The following is a 15876-nucleotide window of genomic DNA, read 5'->3' on the forward strand; positions in this document are numbered from 1 at the left end:
TCCGGCTCCTTGCGGGGCCGGATGTCAGCTATTTCAGCGGCAGATAAAGATCGGTCACCAGTTCATATTCCGCTACCTCGTGCACGAAGTTGTGGTAGTGGAAATAGAGCGGGAAATCGCGCAGCTCCTCGCCGCTGGCCGGCAACCACTCGCTGTAAAGATAGCGGGCGCTTTCCGAGAGCCCATCCAGCGATCCGAGATGGCGCAGCACCGCGCAGCGCCCGGCCGGCAGCGTGCTGTTCACCACGCCGAAGGCGTTGTCCTCCGGGATCGGCGCAGTGACCTCTCCGCAGATGTAGAAGCGGAAGTCCTGCGCTTCGGTGGTGGCCGGATCGTGCGGCGCGATACCGTAAGTGCGGCTGCTTCTGACCGGCGACAGGCCGCTGGTTTTGCGCCACTCGATAAAGCGTGCGGCGGTTTCGTTGACCAGCGCGGATGGGCCGCGATGTTCGATCATCGCCACCGGCGTGGCCGGGAAGTCGAGAATGTCTACCTTCATGGGTTGTTTCCTTTTGTGTTTCGGCTCGGGAAAGCGCTGTTGCCAATCGATCCAGGCCGGCCGTTTGCGAAACTGGCTTGGCGTTTGGCTGAACGCCTGTTTGAAGGCGCGGCTGAAGGACTCCGGGTTTTGAAAACCGGCGTCCAGCGCGATGTCAATCACCGGCTCCAGCGGGTTATACGCCAGGCGGTACGAGGCGCGTTTGAGCCTCATCCACTGGATATAACGCCACACCGAGATGCCACAATACGCGCTAAACTGGCGTTGAAAGTGAAAGCGCGAAAAGTGGGCCACTTCGCTCAGTTTCTCGACGGTGAGCGCCTCGTCCAGGTGGCGGTCGATATAGTCAAGGACCAGCGCAAAGCGCTTTGCATACGTCTGGGTCATGTGATTGTCTCCTCCATGCCTGAACTTTGCCCGAGCCGCCGCCGCTTCTCCTGACGGATGATGCTGAGTTATCGCTGCAGGAAAAGGGAATGGTGCGGCGTTCGCCGCCGGCCAGGCCAAACTCATAACCCCCGCGCGGCTGTGCGCCGCGATCCCGACCGAGAAGATGAATATTACATGATGGATCGTTCCCGTTTGCTGAAATTCCTGCTGCCCTATCTGTGGCCGAAAGATAACCCGCGGCTGCGTTGGTATCTGGTGGTGGCCTTCGTGTTCATGGTGGCGGCCAAGGTCAGCACCACGCTGGTGCCGCTGGCTTATAAAGCGATGGTCGATGCGCTGAGCGGCGAGACGGCGAAAATGCTGGCGGTGCCGCTGGGGCTGATCGTCGCCTACGGCGTGGCGCGGGTGGGCGGCGCGCTGTTTGAGGAACTGCGCAACGTGATGTTTATCCACGTCAGCCAGAACGCCACGCGCCTGTTGGGCGTGCGGGTGTTCCGCCAGCTGCATGCGCTGAGCCTGCGTTTCCATCTGGAGCGCCAGACCGGCGGATTGTCGTTGTCCATCGAGCGCGGCACTCAGGCGGTGTCCACGGTGCTGTCGCGGCTGCTGTTCTCCATCGTGCCGATCCTGTTCGAGCTCTCGCTGGTCACGGCGATCATGTGGCATATGCTAAACGGCTGGTTCGCGCTGGCGATCCTGACGACGGTCGGTTGCTACATCCTGTTCACCGTGCTGGCGGTCAGCTGGCGCACCCGCTTTCGCCGCGAGCTCAACAAGGCCAACGCCGACGCCAACAGCAAATCCATCGACAGCCTGCTGAACTATGAGACCGTGAAGTACTTCGGCAATGAAGAGTTCGAGGCCGAGCGTTTCGACCTGTCGCGCCGGCTGTACGAATACGCCGCCATCAAGAACCAATTCAGTTTTACGGCGATCAACCTGGGGCAAACCGCCATTATCTCGATCGGACTGATCGTGATGATGACCATGGCGGCGCGGGGCATTACGCAGGGGACGATGACGGTCGGCGACTTCGTGCTGGTCAACGCCTATCTGCTGCAGCTGTATCAGCCGCTGAACTTCTTCGGCTTTATTTATTCCGAGGTGCGTCAGGCGCTGATCGACATGGAGAACATGTTCGATCTGCTGCAGGAACCGCGTGAGATCGTCGATAGCCCGGATGCGCAGCCGCTGCGCCTCGATCGCGGCGAAGTGAGGTTCGACGCGGTCAGCTTCGGTTACGACACGCGTCGGCCGATCCTCAAGCAGGTGAGTTTTACCATTCCGGCGGGCCACACGGTGGCGGTGGTCGGCGCCTCCGGCGCGGGCAAGTCCACGCTGTCGCGCCTGCTGTTCCGCTTTTACGACGTGCAGGAGGGCGCCATTACCCTCGACGGCCAGGACATTCGCCAACTGACCCAGGCCAGCCTGCGGCAGGCGATCGGCATCGTGCCGCAGGATACGGTGCTGTTCAACGATACGTTGCGTTATAACATCGGTTACGGCAAAACCGGCTCCAGCGATGAAGATATCGAGCGGGCGGCGCGGCTGGCGCATATCCATGATTTTATCGTCGGTCTGCCCGACGGTTACGACACCCGGGTGGGTGAGCGCGGGCTGAAGCTGTCGGGCGGGGAAAAGCAGCGGGTGGCGATTGCGCGCACCATTCTGAAAAATCCGGCCATCCTGGTGTTTGACGAGGCGACCAGCGCGCTGGATACCCAGACCGAGCGCGAAATCCAGGGGCACCTGCGCGAGGTGAGCCGCAACCACACCACGCTGGTGATCGCTCATCGGCTCTCCACCGTGGTGGATGCCGATGAAATTATCGTGCTGGAGGCGGGGGAGATCGTCGAGCGCGGTGGGCACGAGGCGTTGCTGGCCGCGAACGGCCGCTACGCCGCCATGTGGCAAACCCAGTACAGCGAAGAGCAGGAACCGCACTGACGGAGCCGTTCACGTTCACCTCAGCGGCTGAGCGGCGTTGAGCCGCTGCGCCACGTAGTCGCAGGCGATGCGGCAGTCCTGCTTTAGGTCTGTCTCGCCGCCGGCCAGGCTGCCGCGCAGCCAAAGCCCATCGATCATCGCCGCCAGCCCGCGCGCCGCGTCGCGCGCCTGCTGCAGCGGCAGCTCGCGGCGGAACTGGCAGCAAATATTGGAATAGAGCCGCCGATCGTTGGCGCGCTGCAGGCGGCGCAGCACCGGCTGATGCATGCTGGCGGCCCAGAAGTCGAGCCAGGCGCGCATGGACACGGCGTTGGTTTGGCTGGGGTGGAAGTTGCCCTGGATAATGGCGAACAGCTGTGACTGGCTGTCGCTCGCCGCTTGCGCGCGGCACTCGGCCACCGCGTCGCGCAGATCGCGCAGGATCTTGCGCATGGTGGCGCTCAGCAACCCCTCTTTATCGCCAAAATAGTGGCTGACGATGCCGGTCGACAGCCCGGCTTCTTTCGCGACCTGAGACAGGGTGACGCCGGCCAGTCCGACGACGTTTATGGTCTCGAAGGCGGCGTTAATCAACTGCTCCTTACGCTGCTCCGGAATGTCTCTTCGGTACATATTTTCCTCAACTGATAGGCCAATCACACTTTGGATTTGATTGATTGAACGGTCAATCAATACTCTATATGCTGCGAAAATGTCAAATAAATGACGATAAAATGTTAATTAAAGGTTGCATTTAAATCGTCTGTCTTTCGCATCATGGAAGCCTGCCAATGACAACAAAAACTCCTCCATCGCTTGACGAAGAACCTGTCAGATTGAATGTCCCGGTATTTTTCGGCTCGGCGGCGGTGATCCTGCTGCTGGGATCGCTGGTCGTGCTGTTTCCCGCAGCCAGCAAACAGTGGTTGAACGTCGCGCAAAGTTGGGTCGCCGACGTGTTCGGCTGGTACTACATGCTGTTGATGGTCGCCTGCATGGTGTTTGTCTTCTGGCTGGCGCTGTCGCGCTTCGGCCATATTCGCCTCAGCCAGGATGACGAACCGCCGCAGTTCAGCTATCCCTCGTGGGTGGCGATGCTGTTCTCGTCGGGCATCGGCATTGCGCTGGTGTACTACGGCGCCTATGAACCGTTGGATCATTTTTTGTCGCCACCGGAAGGCAGCGGCGGCACCGTGCAGGCGGCGCGGCAGGCGATGGCGCTGACCTTTTTGCATTGGGGGCTGCACGGCTGGGCGCTGTATGCGCTGATCGCCACCGCGCTGGCCTATTTCGCCTATTGCCGCGGCCTGCCGCTGGCGCTGCGCTCTGCGTTATACCCGATCTTCGGCGAGCGCACCCACGGCGGCGCCGGCCATCTGGTGGACAGCTTCGGCATTCTGGTGACGGTGATTTCGATGGTAACCAACCTGGGGATCGGCGCGCTGCTGGTGAACTCGGGGCTGTTTTATCTGTTCGATATTCCGCAAAACACCGGCGTGCTGCTGGCGCTGATCGTGGTGATGATGGTGGTGGCCACGCTGGCGGCGGTCACCGGCGTCGAGAAGGGCATTGCGATGCTGTCGAACATCAACGTCGGCTTCCTGTGCCTGCTGTTGCTGTTCGTGTTTCTGGCCGGCCCGACGCTGAATCTGCTCAACGGCATGTTGCAGAACCTCGGCGATTATCTCACTTCGCTGGTCAGCCGCAGCTTCGATATGTATCTGTACGGCAAGGCGCGCCAGTGGCAGGGCGCCTGGACGTTGTTCTATTGGGCCTGGTGGGTGGCGTGGGCGCCGTTTGTCGGGCTGTTCATCGCGCGCATTTCCAAAGGGCGCACCATTCGTGAATTGATCTTCGGCGTGTTGCTGATCCCGCTGGGCTTCACGCTGGCGTGGCTGTCGATCTTCGGCAATACCGCCATCAGCCTGGTGTTGGAAGGCGGGCAGGCGATCCTCGGGCAGGTGGCGCAAAGCGATCCGCCGATGGCGGTGTTCAAGCTGTTCGAATACCTGCCCTATACCCAGCTGACCGCCGGTTTTGTGGTGGTGATCAGTTTCGTGCTGTTCCTGACGCCGGTTGATTCCGGCACGCTGATGATAGCGAACCTCTCCTGCCAGGGCGGTTCCGCCCACGATGACGCGCCGGCCTGGCTGCGGGTATTTTGGGCGGCGGTCACCACGTTGATCTGCGCCGGGTTGCTGTACGCCGGCAGTTTCAGCGCGATGCAGACCGCGGTGGTGCTGTGCGGCCTGCCGTTCTCGGCGGTGATCGTGTTGTACATGGTCAGCCTGCGCAAGGATCTGCGCGGTTACGCCATGACGCCGGCGCTCCCTTGAGGCGGCTTATTCGTCCGCGCGCGGCCGGTGATGCACGTATTCGATAATCGTGCCGTCCGGCAGGCGCGCATTGAAACAGGCGCCGGTGGGCACGTCCACCGGGCCAAAGAAGATATCGGCCCCGGCGGCCAGCAGCCGCTGGTGGTAAGGATAAATGTCATCGACCAGCAACGTGCCGACGGTGCTGCGGAAAGGACGCAGGCTTTCTTCCGAGCCTTCCAGGATCAGAAACGGCCCCACCGCCGCCAGCACCAGCCGATGTTCGGGAAAGTCGAAACGCATATCCGCTTCCACGCCGTGCAGCCGCTCGTAAAACGCGATGGCGCGGTCAATCTCGCCTTCGTCGACGTAGACCCGGATCAGCACGCGCGGCTCGCGCAGCGATGAAGAGTCAGCGGTTTTGCGCCAAAAGCCCGCTTCTGTCAGTTTTGCCGTCATTGCTCATTCCTCATGGTGGCTCGTTGCCCCGTCATCATGCCGCCGTTTGGCCGCAGGGATTAGACTGAGTTGTTATGAACTAGCAGCGGCGGAAATAAAAAAGCCCCGGTAACGAGGCAAAGACCCGCTCAGGTCGGAATAGCGGGCTAAAGCGGGCGTCAGGCGCGATGGAATTCCGGCAACACCAGTTGACCGATCTCCTGCATCGTCTCTTCCAGCGGCCGCTGGTTGCGGCGGAAATGCAGGCCGATGTGGTTGACCCCGGCGTCACGCATGGCGCTCAGTTCCTGAATCAATCCATTGCGGCCGCTCTTGATGCCGAAGCGATGGCGCTGAATCGGCGCGTCGGCGTTATCGGTGAGGTCGAGATGAATAAAGCTGACGTAGGGCTTGTCACCGGCTACGTTACGCCAGAGTTTGACTCGCGAAACGTGGTCCGCAGGCGTGCCGGGATACGACAGCCAGCCATCCATATTTTTGCCCACCCACTCGGGCGTTTGTTGCGCCAGCCCGGCGACCAGCAGCGGCGGCGGCGGCGTGGCCGGCAGCAGGCGCAATCCGGGCTGGAGCGCGCTGTCGGCTTCACCTTTGAGAATGCCGACGCTGGTGCTGAAGTTTTCACCGCGCGCGGCGTAATCGGCGCCGAACAGCGGGTACTCCACGGGGCGATCGCCGCTGGCGACGCCGAGCAGCAGACGATCGCCGCTCAGCGTTTGCAGCGTGGAAGCCGCTTTGCGCACCAGCCAAGGCTGGCGCAGCGGCAGCACCACGGCCGCGGTGCCCAGCAGAATATTGCGCGTCAGGCTGGACAGGTAGCCGAGGTAGGTAAAGGTCTCAAACACCTGCGCGGCGTCGCCGAAGTCCGGATCGTACAGCGGCACGTCGCGAACCCAGGCGGCGCGAAAGCCGAGCTCATCGGCCAGCTTGATGCGCGCAGCGTGTTCACTCATGTCCGGCACGCCGAACGGCCGCCCGTCCTGCTGGCGTTTCAGCTGCCCGCTGGTGGACCAATCATTGTCCAACGGCAGCTCAATGCCGATGGAAAGCGGCTCCCGAGTTAGTCTTTCGATGCTCATGTGTCACTCCGTCTCAGGCCTTGCGGCGCGGTGTCGAACGATGGCACGAAGTGTTGCATGGCGATTAATTGAGATAAACAGCCCTAATCGCAATAGATAATTGCTGTTGCGAGCATAATTACCTTGCAGGATACGGCATGATTGCCGTGATTTACGTCACGCTCTGCGCTTTTGCTATTGTCCAGACGGGGTTATATAACCCCGCCGTTGGCCTTTCCCTCGTAAGAGTTAGTTTTTTCTGCGGCCTTAAAATAAAACGAGATGATTCAATAGATAAAAATGGCTCTGAAGCGCGTGCGGGGATCATTCAATGCCGATGAAAAATTAATAAACCTGAAGCGTCATCGATGGGATTATTCGCAAATAACGCGCAAACAGGCTTTTTTTAATCGCAAGAAAGTACCGGACATTATTTTATATGTATCAAGAACAGAAGGATAAATAACCTGAAGGTGATAATGCGATATTGAAATAGTACCCGTTCAGAATTTTATTTGTCTCTCGGAGAGCGCCGGTTGACAGACCGCCGGCTTGCGATAATTTTATGTCATTAACATGTTAATGAGTTGTTGTCGTGACGGAGGGCCAATTTCTCTCTTGGCCGAGCGCTTAACACACTTATGCCATGGCGGGTCGCCATTCATAAGTTAACTTATGGACAAATGACGCTATGAATACATCGCCAGAGCCTCGCAGCGCATTAAGTGAAGAGAACCGGTTGCTGATTATTTTATTTTCGTTTTCGGCTGCGTGTTTGTCGACCGTCTGACCATCTCGTTTCTGTTTCCGATGATTGCCGCCGACCTCAAGCTCAGCAACGTGCATCTCGGCACCCTGTCGGCGGTGCTGGCGTTAACCTGGGCGCTGTCTGGCGCCGGGCTGGGGGCGATAGCCGATCGTTTTAATATCCGTAAACCGATGCTGATCCTGTCGATCCTGGTGTTTTCGCTGTTCTCCGCGCTGTCGGGGTTGGTCAGCGGCTTTGCCATGCTATTGATCTTCCGGGCGTTGATGGGGATCGCCGAAGGGCCGGTATTGCCGATCGCACAGTCGTTGATGGTGGAAAAATCGCAGCCGCAGCGCCGCGGTTTCAACATGGGATTGATCCAGGGCGCGGCGCCGGGATTGTTGGGCGGTATTATCGCGCCGCCGCTGATCATCTATCTGGCGCAGAAGTGGGGCTGGAGCATGGCGTTTCACCTGACCGCCGTGCCGGGCATCATTCTGGCGTGGCTGATCTATCGCTATGTGAACGGCAAGAAGGATCCCGCTTTCAGCGCAGTGCCGGCGGCCGACAAGGCGGCGAACAAAGGTGCTTACGGCGAGCTGTTCAAAATCAAGAACGTGGCGCTGTGCATTCTGATCTCCTGTGTGTTCGTCACCTGGTTCATGATCATCATTACCTTCACCCCCAACTTTTTGGTGACCGACCGCGGCTTCGGCGAAGGCACGATGGGCGGCATCATGAGCGCCATCGGCGCCGCCTGGGTGTTCTGGGGCGTGGCGGTGCCGGCGATTTCAGATCGCTTCGGCCGCAAGCCGACGCTGATCTTCTTTTCGCTGCTGGCGGTGTGCTGCCCGCTGTTTCTGAGCTACGTCGATAACCCGTGGCTGCTGGGCGTGCTGGTGTTCCTGTCTTATACGGGCCTTGGCTGTTTCACGCTGTTTATGGCCACCATCCCGTCTGAAACGGTGTCGCCGGCGCGCATCGCTACCGCGTTGGGGCTGGTGATGGGAATTGGCGAGGTGATTGGCGGCTGCCTGGCGCCGTTTATCGCCGGGCTGATCGCCGATCGCTACGGGCTGGTCAGCGTGATGTGGCTGGCGGCCGCCGGCGCCGTGTGCGCCGGCGTACTGAGTTGTTTTCTCGATGAAACCGCCCCTGCCGTGGTTAACCGCCGAGCGGTGAAACCGGCGGGCATCGCCGACGTCTGAGGCGGTTTTCATCCCATTCAATCAAGGAGAGCGAAGATGTCAGCAGAACCATCCGTACTGAATCAAAATGCCGAGCCGGACTGGAAGAATTACGACGATTTCGCGCGCGGCATCGACACCAACCGGCTGCCGGGCACCCAGGACTGGCGCGGCAAAACGCTGCAGATCGCCTTTGAAGACGGCGGGGAAATCACGCTGCGTTTCAGCGCCGATCGGCAGCGGGTGCTGTGGGCCTGGGGAGGGGAGAGCGGTGAGGACGCTTACGAAGAGGTGCAAACCTCCGCCGCGCGCTATTTCTTCAATATTCCGCTGCAGACGCCGGGCAACGAATGCCTGACGCTGGTGCTCAACCGCGACAGCGGCCGGGCGCTGCTGGTGCGCAGCACGCTGTTGCCCGAACAAACGGTGGAAAAGGGATCCCGCCTCAAGCAAAGCTTCCACGTTGGGCTGATTGCCGGCGTCACGCCGGGCGGCATCGCGCCGCATTTGACCCGCGAGCTGATCGGTTATCGCACGCTGAATGTCTACAGCCCCAACCATTACTACGAGCACTTCTACGTCAACACCGAGCGTTATGCCTGGCAAAACCTGCGCGGCGAGCAGTTCGGGCACGGCGACATGGATTACGCCACTTACTACAAGTTTGAGGACGAGATGTTCTTGTTCACCTTCCGGGAAAAGATTATCCCGGTGTGCTCGGTGTTCTTCTTCGACTTTGTCTCCGGGCGCTGCACCGGCACCTTCCTCGGGTTGGACGCCGCCGGCCGGGTGTTGGTGTCACCGGCCGGGGCGTTCATCAGCAAGATGAGCTACAACGCCTACCCGGAAGGGGTACAGCCGCTTTGATTCAGGCGTTTCTGACCAGCGATCCGGCGTTGATCTCCGCAATGGTTTTCGCGCCGGTGAGCGTCATGGCGACGCGCATCTCTTTGTCGATCAGATCCAGCAAGTTAGCCACCCCGGCTTCGCCGGCCGCCGCCAGTGCATAGACGAAGGCGCGCCCCAGCAGCACGCTGTCGGCGCCCAGCGCGATCATGCGCACCACGTCCAGGCCGCTGCGGATGCCGGAGTCGGCCAGCAGAGTGATGTCGCCTTTCACCGCGTCGGCGATCGCCGGCATGGCGCGCGCGGTCGACAGCACGCCGTCCAGTTGGCGGCCGCCGTGGTTGGAGACGATGATGCCGTCGGCGCCGAAGCGCACCGCGTCTTTGGCGTCTTCCGGATCAAGAATGCCTTTGATGATCATCGGGCCGTCCCAGAATTCGCGGATCCACTCCAGATCTTTCCAGGAAATCGACGGATCGAAGTTGGCGCCCAGCCAGCCGATGTAGTCTTCCAGGCTGGTCGGTTTGCCGCGGTAGGCTGAGACGTTGCCCAGATCGTGCGGCTTGCCGAGCAGGCCGACGTCCCAGGCCCACTGCGGATGGGTAAACGCCTGCAGCACGCGGCGCAGGGCGGCGTTAGGGCCACTCATCCCCGAATGGGCGTCGCGATAACGGGCGCCCGGCACCGGCATGTCGACGGTGAACACCAGCGTTTTCACGCCGGCGGCCTTGGCGCGCTCCAGCGCGTTGCGCATAAAGCCGCGATCTTTCAGCACGTAGAGCTGGAACCACATCGGCCGATCGATCGCCGGCGCCACCTCTTCGATGGGGCAGACTGACACGGTGGACAGCGTGAACGGAATACCTTTTTTGGCCGCGGCGCGCGCGGCCTGCACTTCGCCGCGGCGGGCGTACATGCCGGTCAGCCCCACCGGCCCCAGCGCCACCGGCATCGCCAGCTGCTCGCCGAACAGCGTGGTCTCCAGGCTGAGTTCGGACATATTGCGCAGCACGCGCTGGCGCAAGGCGATATCGGCCAGGTCTGCGGTATTGCGCTTCAGCGTATGCTCCGCGTAGGCCCCGCCGTCGATATAGTGAAACAGAAACGGCGGCAGTTTGGCCCGGGCGGCGGCCCGGTAGTCGGTTGACGCGGAGATGATCATAGTGTTTACCTTCTTGTCTTGCTTGCGATAACGAGTTGTCGGTCAGAGCGTGAGGATCGCCGCCATACCGGCCGCAATCCCGCCGTACGCCAGCATCGGCAGTACGGTCTTTCTGATGATTTTGCCTTCGGCGTTGCCGATCCCGAGGATCGAACAGACCGCGATAATGTTGTTCAGGCACACCATGTTGCCCATGGCGCCGCCGACGGACTGCAAGCCCAGCGTCAGGTTGACGTCAAGACCGCTGCTCTGGGCGATCGACTGCTGAATGCCGCCGAACGTCAGGTTCGAAACGGTATTGGAGCCGGAGAAGAACGAGCCCAGCGCGCCGAGGAACGACGAGAACAGCAGCCAGCTGCCGCCGGTCAGCGCCGCCAGCGCTTTACCGATCAGGATCACCGGCGCGTTGTCGCCGCCCTGCATCATCAGGTTGACCATCACCAGCGCGCCGAACAGCGCAATAAAGGGCCGCGCGATGCGCCCGCCGGTTTCGCTGAACATTTGCCGCACCTGGCCGCCATTCAGCCGGAACAACGGAATGCACAGCAGCACCACCAACAGGAACGGGATCAGCGCCGGGACATACAGCGTTTTGTAGCCGGCGGCGGCGGAGGTGCCCAGCACCTGCTGCAGTTCGACGATCAGCGCCCGGCTGATGCGCAGCTCTCCGAGCCAGCCGAGGTTTTCCCGCCACAGCAGCGCGGTGTTGTTGAGCAGCGCCTTGAGGCCCAGCTGGTGGACGCGCGTCACTATCAGAATAGCAATCAGCAGCAGGGTCGGGGTCATGGCCTTGACCACCTGCATGAACGGCACCGCCTGCCCGGCGCTCTGCGGTTTGTCGCCGCGGGCGAGGCCGATGCCGCCGCGCGCCAGCAGCACCGAGAGCGCCAGGCCGATTGCACCGCCGACCAGCGCCGGGAACTCATAGTTCACCTGGGCCAGCAACAGATAGGGCACAGTGCAGCTCAGCACGCTGAGCAGGATAAACGGCAGGTTGCGGCGGATATCCCGCCAGGAAACGATAAAGCGCAGCGCCAGCAGAGGAATGACGAAGCCGGCGACGAAGTGGATCAGCGCGGTTTGCCGGCCGATCTCCAGCAGGCTTGCGTCCGACAGGCCGAGATTGGCAAAGCCGAACCAGGTAGGGGTGCCCACGGCGCCGAAGGAGACCGGTACCGAGTTCATCACCAGCGTCAGCAGGGCGACGCGCAGCGGGTTGAAGCCCAGCCCGACCAGAATCGGCGCGGCGATGGCGGCCGGGGTGCCGAAGCCGCTGGCGCCCTCGATCATAAAGGCGAACGCCCAGCCGATAATCATCAGTTGGGCCACGGGATTGGGGCTGATGGTTTCCAGCCAGCGGCGCACCACGTTTTCCGCGCCGCTTACCTGCATCAGTTTGTTGAGCAGGATGGCGCCGGCAATGATGGTGATCGGCGTCAGCGTCGACACCAGCGCGGTGATGATATTGGCATGCAGCAGCCGCAGCGAGGCATCGAACCACAGGAGCTGTACGGCATACACCACGGCGGCCGTCAGCGGCAGGGCGAGGTAAGAGGGCACGCCATTCCTTTTGGTCATCATCCAAATCAGCAGGACGATGGGCGCAATACTGAAAAGCAGGGGCATAAGATCCTCAGGGTTATTATTTTTATGGGCAGAGATATGTAGCTGAAAGGTTAATTACCGCAACATTTTCATTCTAATCACAACGTTGGCGACGATGCCATGCGGTAATTTTTTAACATCGGCGAACGGCGCCGGCGGTGGGAAACTGGCCGGCAGGAGGCGTTAAATTAACTGCTTTAAAATCAGTTTGATAGGAGGTAATTTTGTGTGATGAATGCGTGAGCTCACATTAATTAAGCGGTAATGTTCAATAGTTCATGTCCAAAAATGCGGTAATCCCCGCGTCTTTTTACGGCCGCAGGGAAATAATCAGAGCAGGGAACTCAAAAATAATGGCTGATATTTTGGTAGGAACCGATGATATGTTCGATCAGCAGACGGGTTTTTAACGGCAGATTGCGGGTGTAAGGATAAACGGCGTAAATGCCCAGCACTTTGCCGCAGTGGCCGGCCAGGATCTCCATCAGTTTACCGTCCTGCAAATCTTCATACACCATGCAGCGCGGCACCATGGCGATGCCGTGGCCGCCGATCACCGCTTTGCGGATCGCCCGCGCATTGTTGGCCGACAGGTTGCCGTTAACCTGCAGCTCGTAGATGTCGTTGCGCCCCGGCCGCTTCATCAGCCAGTTGGCGGTGCCGCTCTCCTGGTAGGTGTAGGTCAGGCAGTTGTGGCTCAGCAGATCGTCGGCGCTGCGCGGTTCCGGGTGGCTTTCCAGGTAGCCCGGCGAGCAGACGATCACCCAGCGGGAATCGAAGATCGGCCGGGCAATCAGGCTGGAATCCGGCATGGTGCCGGTCCGGATCGCCAGATCGATGCCTTCTTCCACCAGATCGACGAAGCGGTTTTCCAGCCGCATTTCGACCTTCAGGCTGGGATGCAGGGCGCAAAATTCCGCCACGCTTTCGCTCAGCAACAGCTCGCCCGAAATGGTCGGCACCGACATACGGATGGTGCCGGTCAACTCTTCGCTCTTTTCGCTGACGGCGTACAGCGCCTCCTGCACTTTGGCGCCGATCTCTTTGGCCTGCTGGTAGAGCGCCTGGCCGCTTTCGGTCAGCGTCAGGCTGCGGGTGGTGCGGTACAGCAGGCGGGCACCCAGCGATTTTTCCAGCCGCCCGATGCGTTTGCTGACCACCGAGCTGGTGATGCCGGCGCTCTCCGCGGCCTTGCTGAACGAGCCGCAGTCGACAATCAGGGCAAACAGAATCAGGTCGTTGGCGTATTCGTGAGTGGCGAGCATGGGCATCCTAAGAGTGAGAGTCCTGTTGCCCAGTGTAAGTCCGGCGCGGCAGGAAGCAATCTTTTCAGCCTGTTTCCAGCGCCGGCTAACTGGTCGGATCTGAAATTTTCCTGGTTAATTACCTCTTAAACCGAGAATTATCCTTCAAATAAATCGTGGCTATTGCGGGGGGGGTAATTAACTTCCATGTTTTTATAAGCAATTAAATGAGAATAATCCTTATATCAAACGTTACTTATTCCACTAAGCCTGCGGTGCAGTGTAAATAATTGTATTGATCTGCTTGTGTGAGAGGGCTATTCTTTTTCTCGCAGCGCTCTCATTGTTATCAATTAAATGTTTTTCAATGTATTGAAGAATTACTCTGTCTTACCGGCAGAGTGATGGGTAGTGTGTTTATATTTTAATATATATAAGGATATTGTAATGAAGAAAATCAATCTGTCTGAAGCGGAAAACATCGTCGGCGGTACTTTCGTTTGTTCTAAGGAATTTGCTTGGGTGGGGACCGGCAGCAACAGAACCTGTAACCTGGTGAAAACCTGCGCGAATAAGTTCGGCGGTGTGCAAAAGTATTATACGCCGGCACCTGCTGCGAGCTGCCCGACTAATCCAACCACGCCAAGCTGAGGCGGGTAGACCGCCTGCATTTGGATGAACGGTGGGCAGGCGGGCAGCGTTCACGCTGTCCCGCCTGATATCGGGCGAAGCAGTCGTCTTTAGCTTTTTATTATTTACGGTGTTAATTCTTTTACACACGTTCACTCTGCCAAGTGAATATTAATTAATGCGCAGGATGCGTCCGTTATGTATAAACGTCCCTTGCTTTTTATCAGCTACACGCTCGTTATTATTTTCGCCTCTTCTTTTTTGATCGCGCTTTATTTCCAGCATTATGTTATGGCCTCGCCGGCGGCGGAAAGCCTGAGTTTTCTCTCTTCGGAAAAAGTCGAGCAAAGCCCGTTGCAAGACGACAATACGATTGTCGAAGTGTTCTCTTACGCCTGTCATTATTGTGAAGTCAATGAGAGCGGCGTGGCCGAGCTGGAAAAACGTTTACCAGCGGGTGCCAAATTGGTGCGTTTGCATCTCAGCGACGACGATCACGCCGGCATGGCGGCCTTTGCGCCCCTCTTCGCCACCCTGACGGTCATGGGGATCGAGGCGCAGCATCGTCCCGCCGCTTACCGCGCCATTATCAAAGAAAACCTCAATCTGGAGGATGAAAAGCAGCTCAGCGCCTGGTTGGAGGCCAACGGCATCGACGAGGCCGCTTATCAGCGGGCCAGAGATTCAGAGCGGGTCAAGGAACTGTTGGCGTATATGACGGCGGTAAGTCGCTATTACCAGGTCAACGCGACCCCCAGCTTTATCGTTAATCGCAAATGGCTGGCGTTGCAAGACCGCGAGTTTTCCGCTTTCAGCCGGCAACTGCTGTCGCTGTTGCAGCACGATAAGCCGCTGGCTCCCTGATGCGCCTGCTCGCGGTTCGAGGCTATCTGGCCTGGCGTAACGGCCTGGACGCCGTGGCGCGTCTCTCGGCTGTCCGCACCGGGGTGAGCCGGAGTCTGACGTGCGCTCTGCTGCGCCGCATGGATTATCGCCTGTGGCTAAAGATGCAGAGGCGGTTGAGGTGGGGTCTGCAGCAACGCCGTTTTCGCCACCGGCAAGCGGTCGCTGAAGCGAATCGCCAAAGTCTGTTGGGCGACGGCAGGCTGGACTTTGCCTGGCTGATGCAGCGGCGGCAATGGCTGGATTTGGCGGCGCTCCAGGCCCGCAACGCCGCGTTGATGGAACGTTTGGCGCAGTGCACCTCACAGCTCAATCAGGTGGTGGAGCCGCTGCATCGCGCCGGGGTGCCGGTGTTGTTGGCGCCGATGCACACGGTTTCCGACGTATTGGCGACGCTGGTCGGCGCGGGCGTTTATCCCGGGCGGGCAACGGTGATCGTTTCCGGCGACGTACAGACGTTAGCGCGGCGAGCGCCTGAGGAGGAATGGCGGCAGCGGCTCGACTATTGCTCGATTCACGACGATCCCCGGCATATTGCCGGCTCCTTGTCGCAGGCGCTGCTGGAGGCGGCGGAGCATCGGCGCAACATCATCCTCTTCCCGGACATCACGCCGGATTACACCTTGAACAGCACCCGGGAGGCCTCGGCCAAACTGGCTTGCCGTTTGTTCAACCGGCCGGCGCATTTGCACAGCGGCATCGTTCGATTATCCCGGGCGATGCGGGCTCGGGTGGTGTGCTATTCGCTTTATTACGATCGCGGCGTTCGCATTCACATAGAAGAACCGATTGCCACAGAGCAGGTCGGCCGTGCCGTGCCGGCGATCGTCGAGCGCACCCTGCGGCGACATGCGGATGATTGGCTGCTGTGGCATTCGCACTCTTTATTTTTTATCAACGAATAAGT

General features: G+C 59.7%; 15 protein-coding genes. 8 read left to right on the forward strand and 7 right to left on the reverse strand.

Annotation, left to right across the window (positions count from 1 at the left end; genetic code table 11):
- Positions 1 to 28: 28 nt before the first annotated feature.
- Positions 29 to 886, reverse strand: coding sequence for an AraC family transcriptional regulator (locus L085_RS08690; protein ID WP_044030568.1), 858 nt, complete (start codon positions 884 to 886; stop codon positions 29 to 31).
- A 180-nt stretch (positions 887 to 1066) separates the two neighbouring features.
- Here L085_RS08690 and L085_RS08695 point away from each other — a divergent pair, with 180 nt between their 5' ends.
- A complete protein-coding gene (locus L085_RS08695) occupies positions 1067 to 2836 on the forward strand; it encodes an ABC transporter ATP-binding protein/permease (RefSeq protein ID WP_044031981.1) in 1770 nt (589 codons plus the stop codon).
- A 15-nt stretch (positions 2837 to 2851) separates the two neighbouring features.
- On the opposite strand, the gene betI is transcribed toward L085_RS08695, so the two are convergent.
- Complete coding sequence (gene betI, locus L085_RS08700; protein ID WP_015378950.1) at positions 2852 to 3448, reverse strand: transcriptional regulator BetI; 597 nt, start codon at positions 3446 to 3448, stop codon at positions 2852 to 2854.
- Positions 3449 to 3606: 158 nt separating this feature from the next.
- Between betI and L085_RS08705 the strand changes: the two genes are divergently transcribed.
- Entirely contained in the window at positions 3607 to 5151 is a 1545-nt protein-coding gene (locus L085_RS08705) for a BCCT family transporter (protein ID WP_044030569.1), read from the forward strand.
- 6 nt (positions 5152 to 5157) lie between these two features.
- On the opposite strand, the gene L085_RS08710 is transcribed toward L085_RS08705, so the two are convergent.
- On the reverse strand, positions 5158 to 5589 hold the full coding sequence (locus L085_RS08710) for a glyoxalase/bleomycin resistance/dioxygenase family protein (protein ID WP_015378948.1): 432 nt from the start codon (positions 5587 to 5589) through the stop codon (positions 5158 to 5160).
- 158 nt (positions 5590 to 5747) lie between these two features.
- Complete coding sequence (locus tag L085_RS08715) at positions 5748 to 6665, reverse strand: TIGR03571 family LLM class oxidoreductase (RefSeq protein WP_044030570.1); 918 nt, start codon at positions 6663 to 6665, stop codon at positions 5748 to 5750.
- A 137-nt stretch (positions 6666 to 6802) separates the two neighbouring features.
- Here L085_RS08715 and L085_RS25275 point away from each other — a divergent pair, with 137 nt between their 5' ends.
- The 3 genes from L085_RS25275 to L085_RS08725 all read left to right on the forward strand — a co-directional run bounded on the left by L085_RS25275 (position 6803) and on the right by L085_RS08725 (position 9446).
- Complete coding sequence (locus tag L085_RS25275; protein ID WP_144240680.1) at positions 6803 to 6985, forward strand: hypothetical protein; 183 nt, start codon at positions 6803 to 6805, stop codon at positions 6983 to 6985.
- Positions 6986 to 7415: 430 nt separating this feature from the next.
- Positions 7416 to 8600, forward strand: coding sequence for an MFS transporter (locus tag L085_RS08720; RefSeq protein ID WP_255347250.1), 1185 nt, complete (start codon positions 7416 to 7418; stop codon positions 8598 to 8600).
- Between the two features lie 36 nt (positions 8601 to 8636).
- Positions 8637 to 9446, forward strand: a complete 810-nt coding sequence (locus tag L085_RS08725) for a MoaF C-terminal domain-containing protein (RefSeq protein WP_044030571.1) — start codon at positions 8637 to 8639, stop codon at positions 9444 to 9446.
- Between the two features lies 1 nt (position 9447).
- Here the strand turns inward: L085_RS08725 and lldD are convergent, their stop codons facing one another.
- The 3 genes from lldD to L085_RS08740 all read right to left on the reverse strand — a co-directional run bounded on the left by lldD (position 9448) and on the right by L085_RS08740 (position 13457).
- The gene (gene lldD, locus L085_RS08730) at positions 9448 to 10587 is read right to left on the reverse strand and encodes an FMN-dependent L-lactate dehydrogenase LldD (RefSeq protein WP_044030572.1); all 1140 of its coding nucleotides are present in this window, start codon (positions 10585 to 10587) and stop codon (positions 9448 to 9450) included.
- Positions 10588 to 10629: 42 nt separating this feature from the next.
- Positions 10630 to 12213, reverse strand: coding sequence for an L-lactate permease (locus L085_RS08735; protein WP_044030573.1), 1584 nt, complete (start codon positions 12211 to 12213; stop codon positions 10630 to 10632).
- 323 nt (positions 12214 to 12536) lie between these two features.
- The gene (locus tag L085_RS08740) at positions 12537 to 13457 is read right to left on the reverse strand and encodes a LysR family transcriptional regulator (protein WP_021505685.1); all 921 of its coding nucleotides are present in this window, start codon (positions 13455 to 13457) and stop codon (positions 12537 to 12539) included.
- 426 nt (positions 13458 to 13883) lie between these two features.
- Between L085_RS08740 and L085_RS24580 the strand changes: the two genes are divergently transcribed.
- The 3 genes from L085_RS24580 to L085_RS08750 all read left to right on the forward strand — a co-directional run bounded on the left by L085_RS24580 (position 13884) and on the right by L085_RS08750 (position 15874).
- Positions 13884 to 14087, forward strand: coding sequence for a DUF4762 family protein (locus tag L085_RS24580; RefSeq protein WP_071841617.1), 204 nt, complete (start codon positions 13884 to 13886; stop codon positions 14085 to 14087).
- 177 nt (positions 14088 to 14264) lie between these two features.
- Positions 14265 to 14930, forward strand: a complete 666-nt coding sequence (locus L085_RS08745) for a DsbA family protein (protein WP_044030574.1) — start codon at positions 14265 to 14267, stop codon at positions 14928 to 14930.
- On the forward strand, positions 14930 to 15874 hold the full coding sequence (locus tag L085_RS08750) for an ABC transporter (RefSeq protein ID WP_044030575.1): 945 nt from the start codon (positions 14930 to 14932) through the stop codon (positions 15872 to 15874). Before L085_RS08745 ends, L085_RS08750 begins: the two co-directional genes overlap by 1 nt.
- Positions 15875 to 15876: the final 2 nt, after the last annotated feature.

Origin of the sequence: Serratia sp. FS14 (assembly GCF_000695995.1) — a bacterium.
Classification (GTDB): Bacteria; Pseudomonadota; Gammaproteobacteria; order Enterobacterales; family Enterobacteriaceae; genus Serratia; species Serratia nematodiphila.

Coding starts and splice junctions, on each gene's coding strand:
- L085_RS08690 (WP_044030568.1), bottom strand. CDS start 886: ATGACCCAGACGTATGCAAAGCGCTTTGCGCTGGTCCTTGACTATATC.
- L085_RS08695 (WP_044031981.1), top strand. CDS start 1,067: ATGGATCGTTCCCGTTTGCTGAAATTCCTGCTGCCCTATCTGTGGCCG.
- betI (WP_015378950.1), bottom strand. CDS start 3,448: ATGTACCGAAGAGACATTCCGGAGCAGCGTAAGGAGCAGTTGATTAAC.
- L085_RS08705 (WP_044030569.1), top strand. CDS start 3,607: ATGACAACAAAAACTCCTCCATCGCTTGACGAAGAACCTGTCAGATTG.
- L085_RS08710 (WP_015378948.1), bottom strand. CDS start 5,589: ATGACGGCAAAACTGACAGAAGCGGGCTTTTGGCGCAAAACCGCTGAC.
- L085_RS08715 (WP_044030570.1), bottom strand. CDS start 6,665: ATGAGCATCGAAAGACTAACTCGGGAGCCGCTTTCCATCGGCATTGAG.
- L085_RS25275 (WP_144240680.1), top strand. CDS start 6,803: ATGATTGCCGTGATTTACGTCACGCTCTGCGCTTTTGCTATTGTCCAG.
- L085_RS08725 (WP_044030571.1), top strand. CDS start 8,637: ATGTCAGCAGAACCATCCGTACTGAATCAAAATGCCGAGCCGGACTGG.
- lldD (WP_044030572.1), bottom strand. CDS start 10,587: ATGATCATCTCCGCGTCAACCGACTACCGGGCCGCCGCCCGGGCCAAA.
- L085_RS08735 (WP_044030573.1), bottom strand. CDS start 12,213: ATGCCCCTGCTTTTCAGTATTGCGCCCATCGTCCTGCTGATTTGGATG.
- L085_RS08740 (WP_021505685.1), bottom strand. CDS start 13,457: ATGCTCGCCACTCACGAATACGCCAACGACCTGATTCTGTTTGCCCTG.
- L085_RS24580 (WP_071841617.1), top strand. CDS start 13,884: ATGAAGAAAATCAATCTGTCTGAAGCGGAAAACATCGTCGGCGGTACT.
- L085_RS08745 (WP_044030574.1), top strand. CDS start 14,265: ATGTATAAACGTCCCTTGCTTTTTATCAGCTACACGCTCGTTATTATT.
- L085_RS08750 (WP_044030575.1), top strand. CDS start 14,930: ATGCGCCTGCTCGCGGTTCGAGGCTATCTGGCCTGGCGTAACGGCCTG.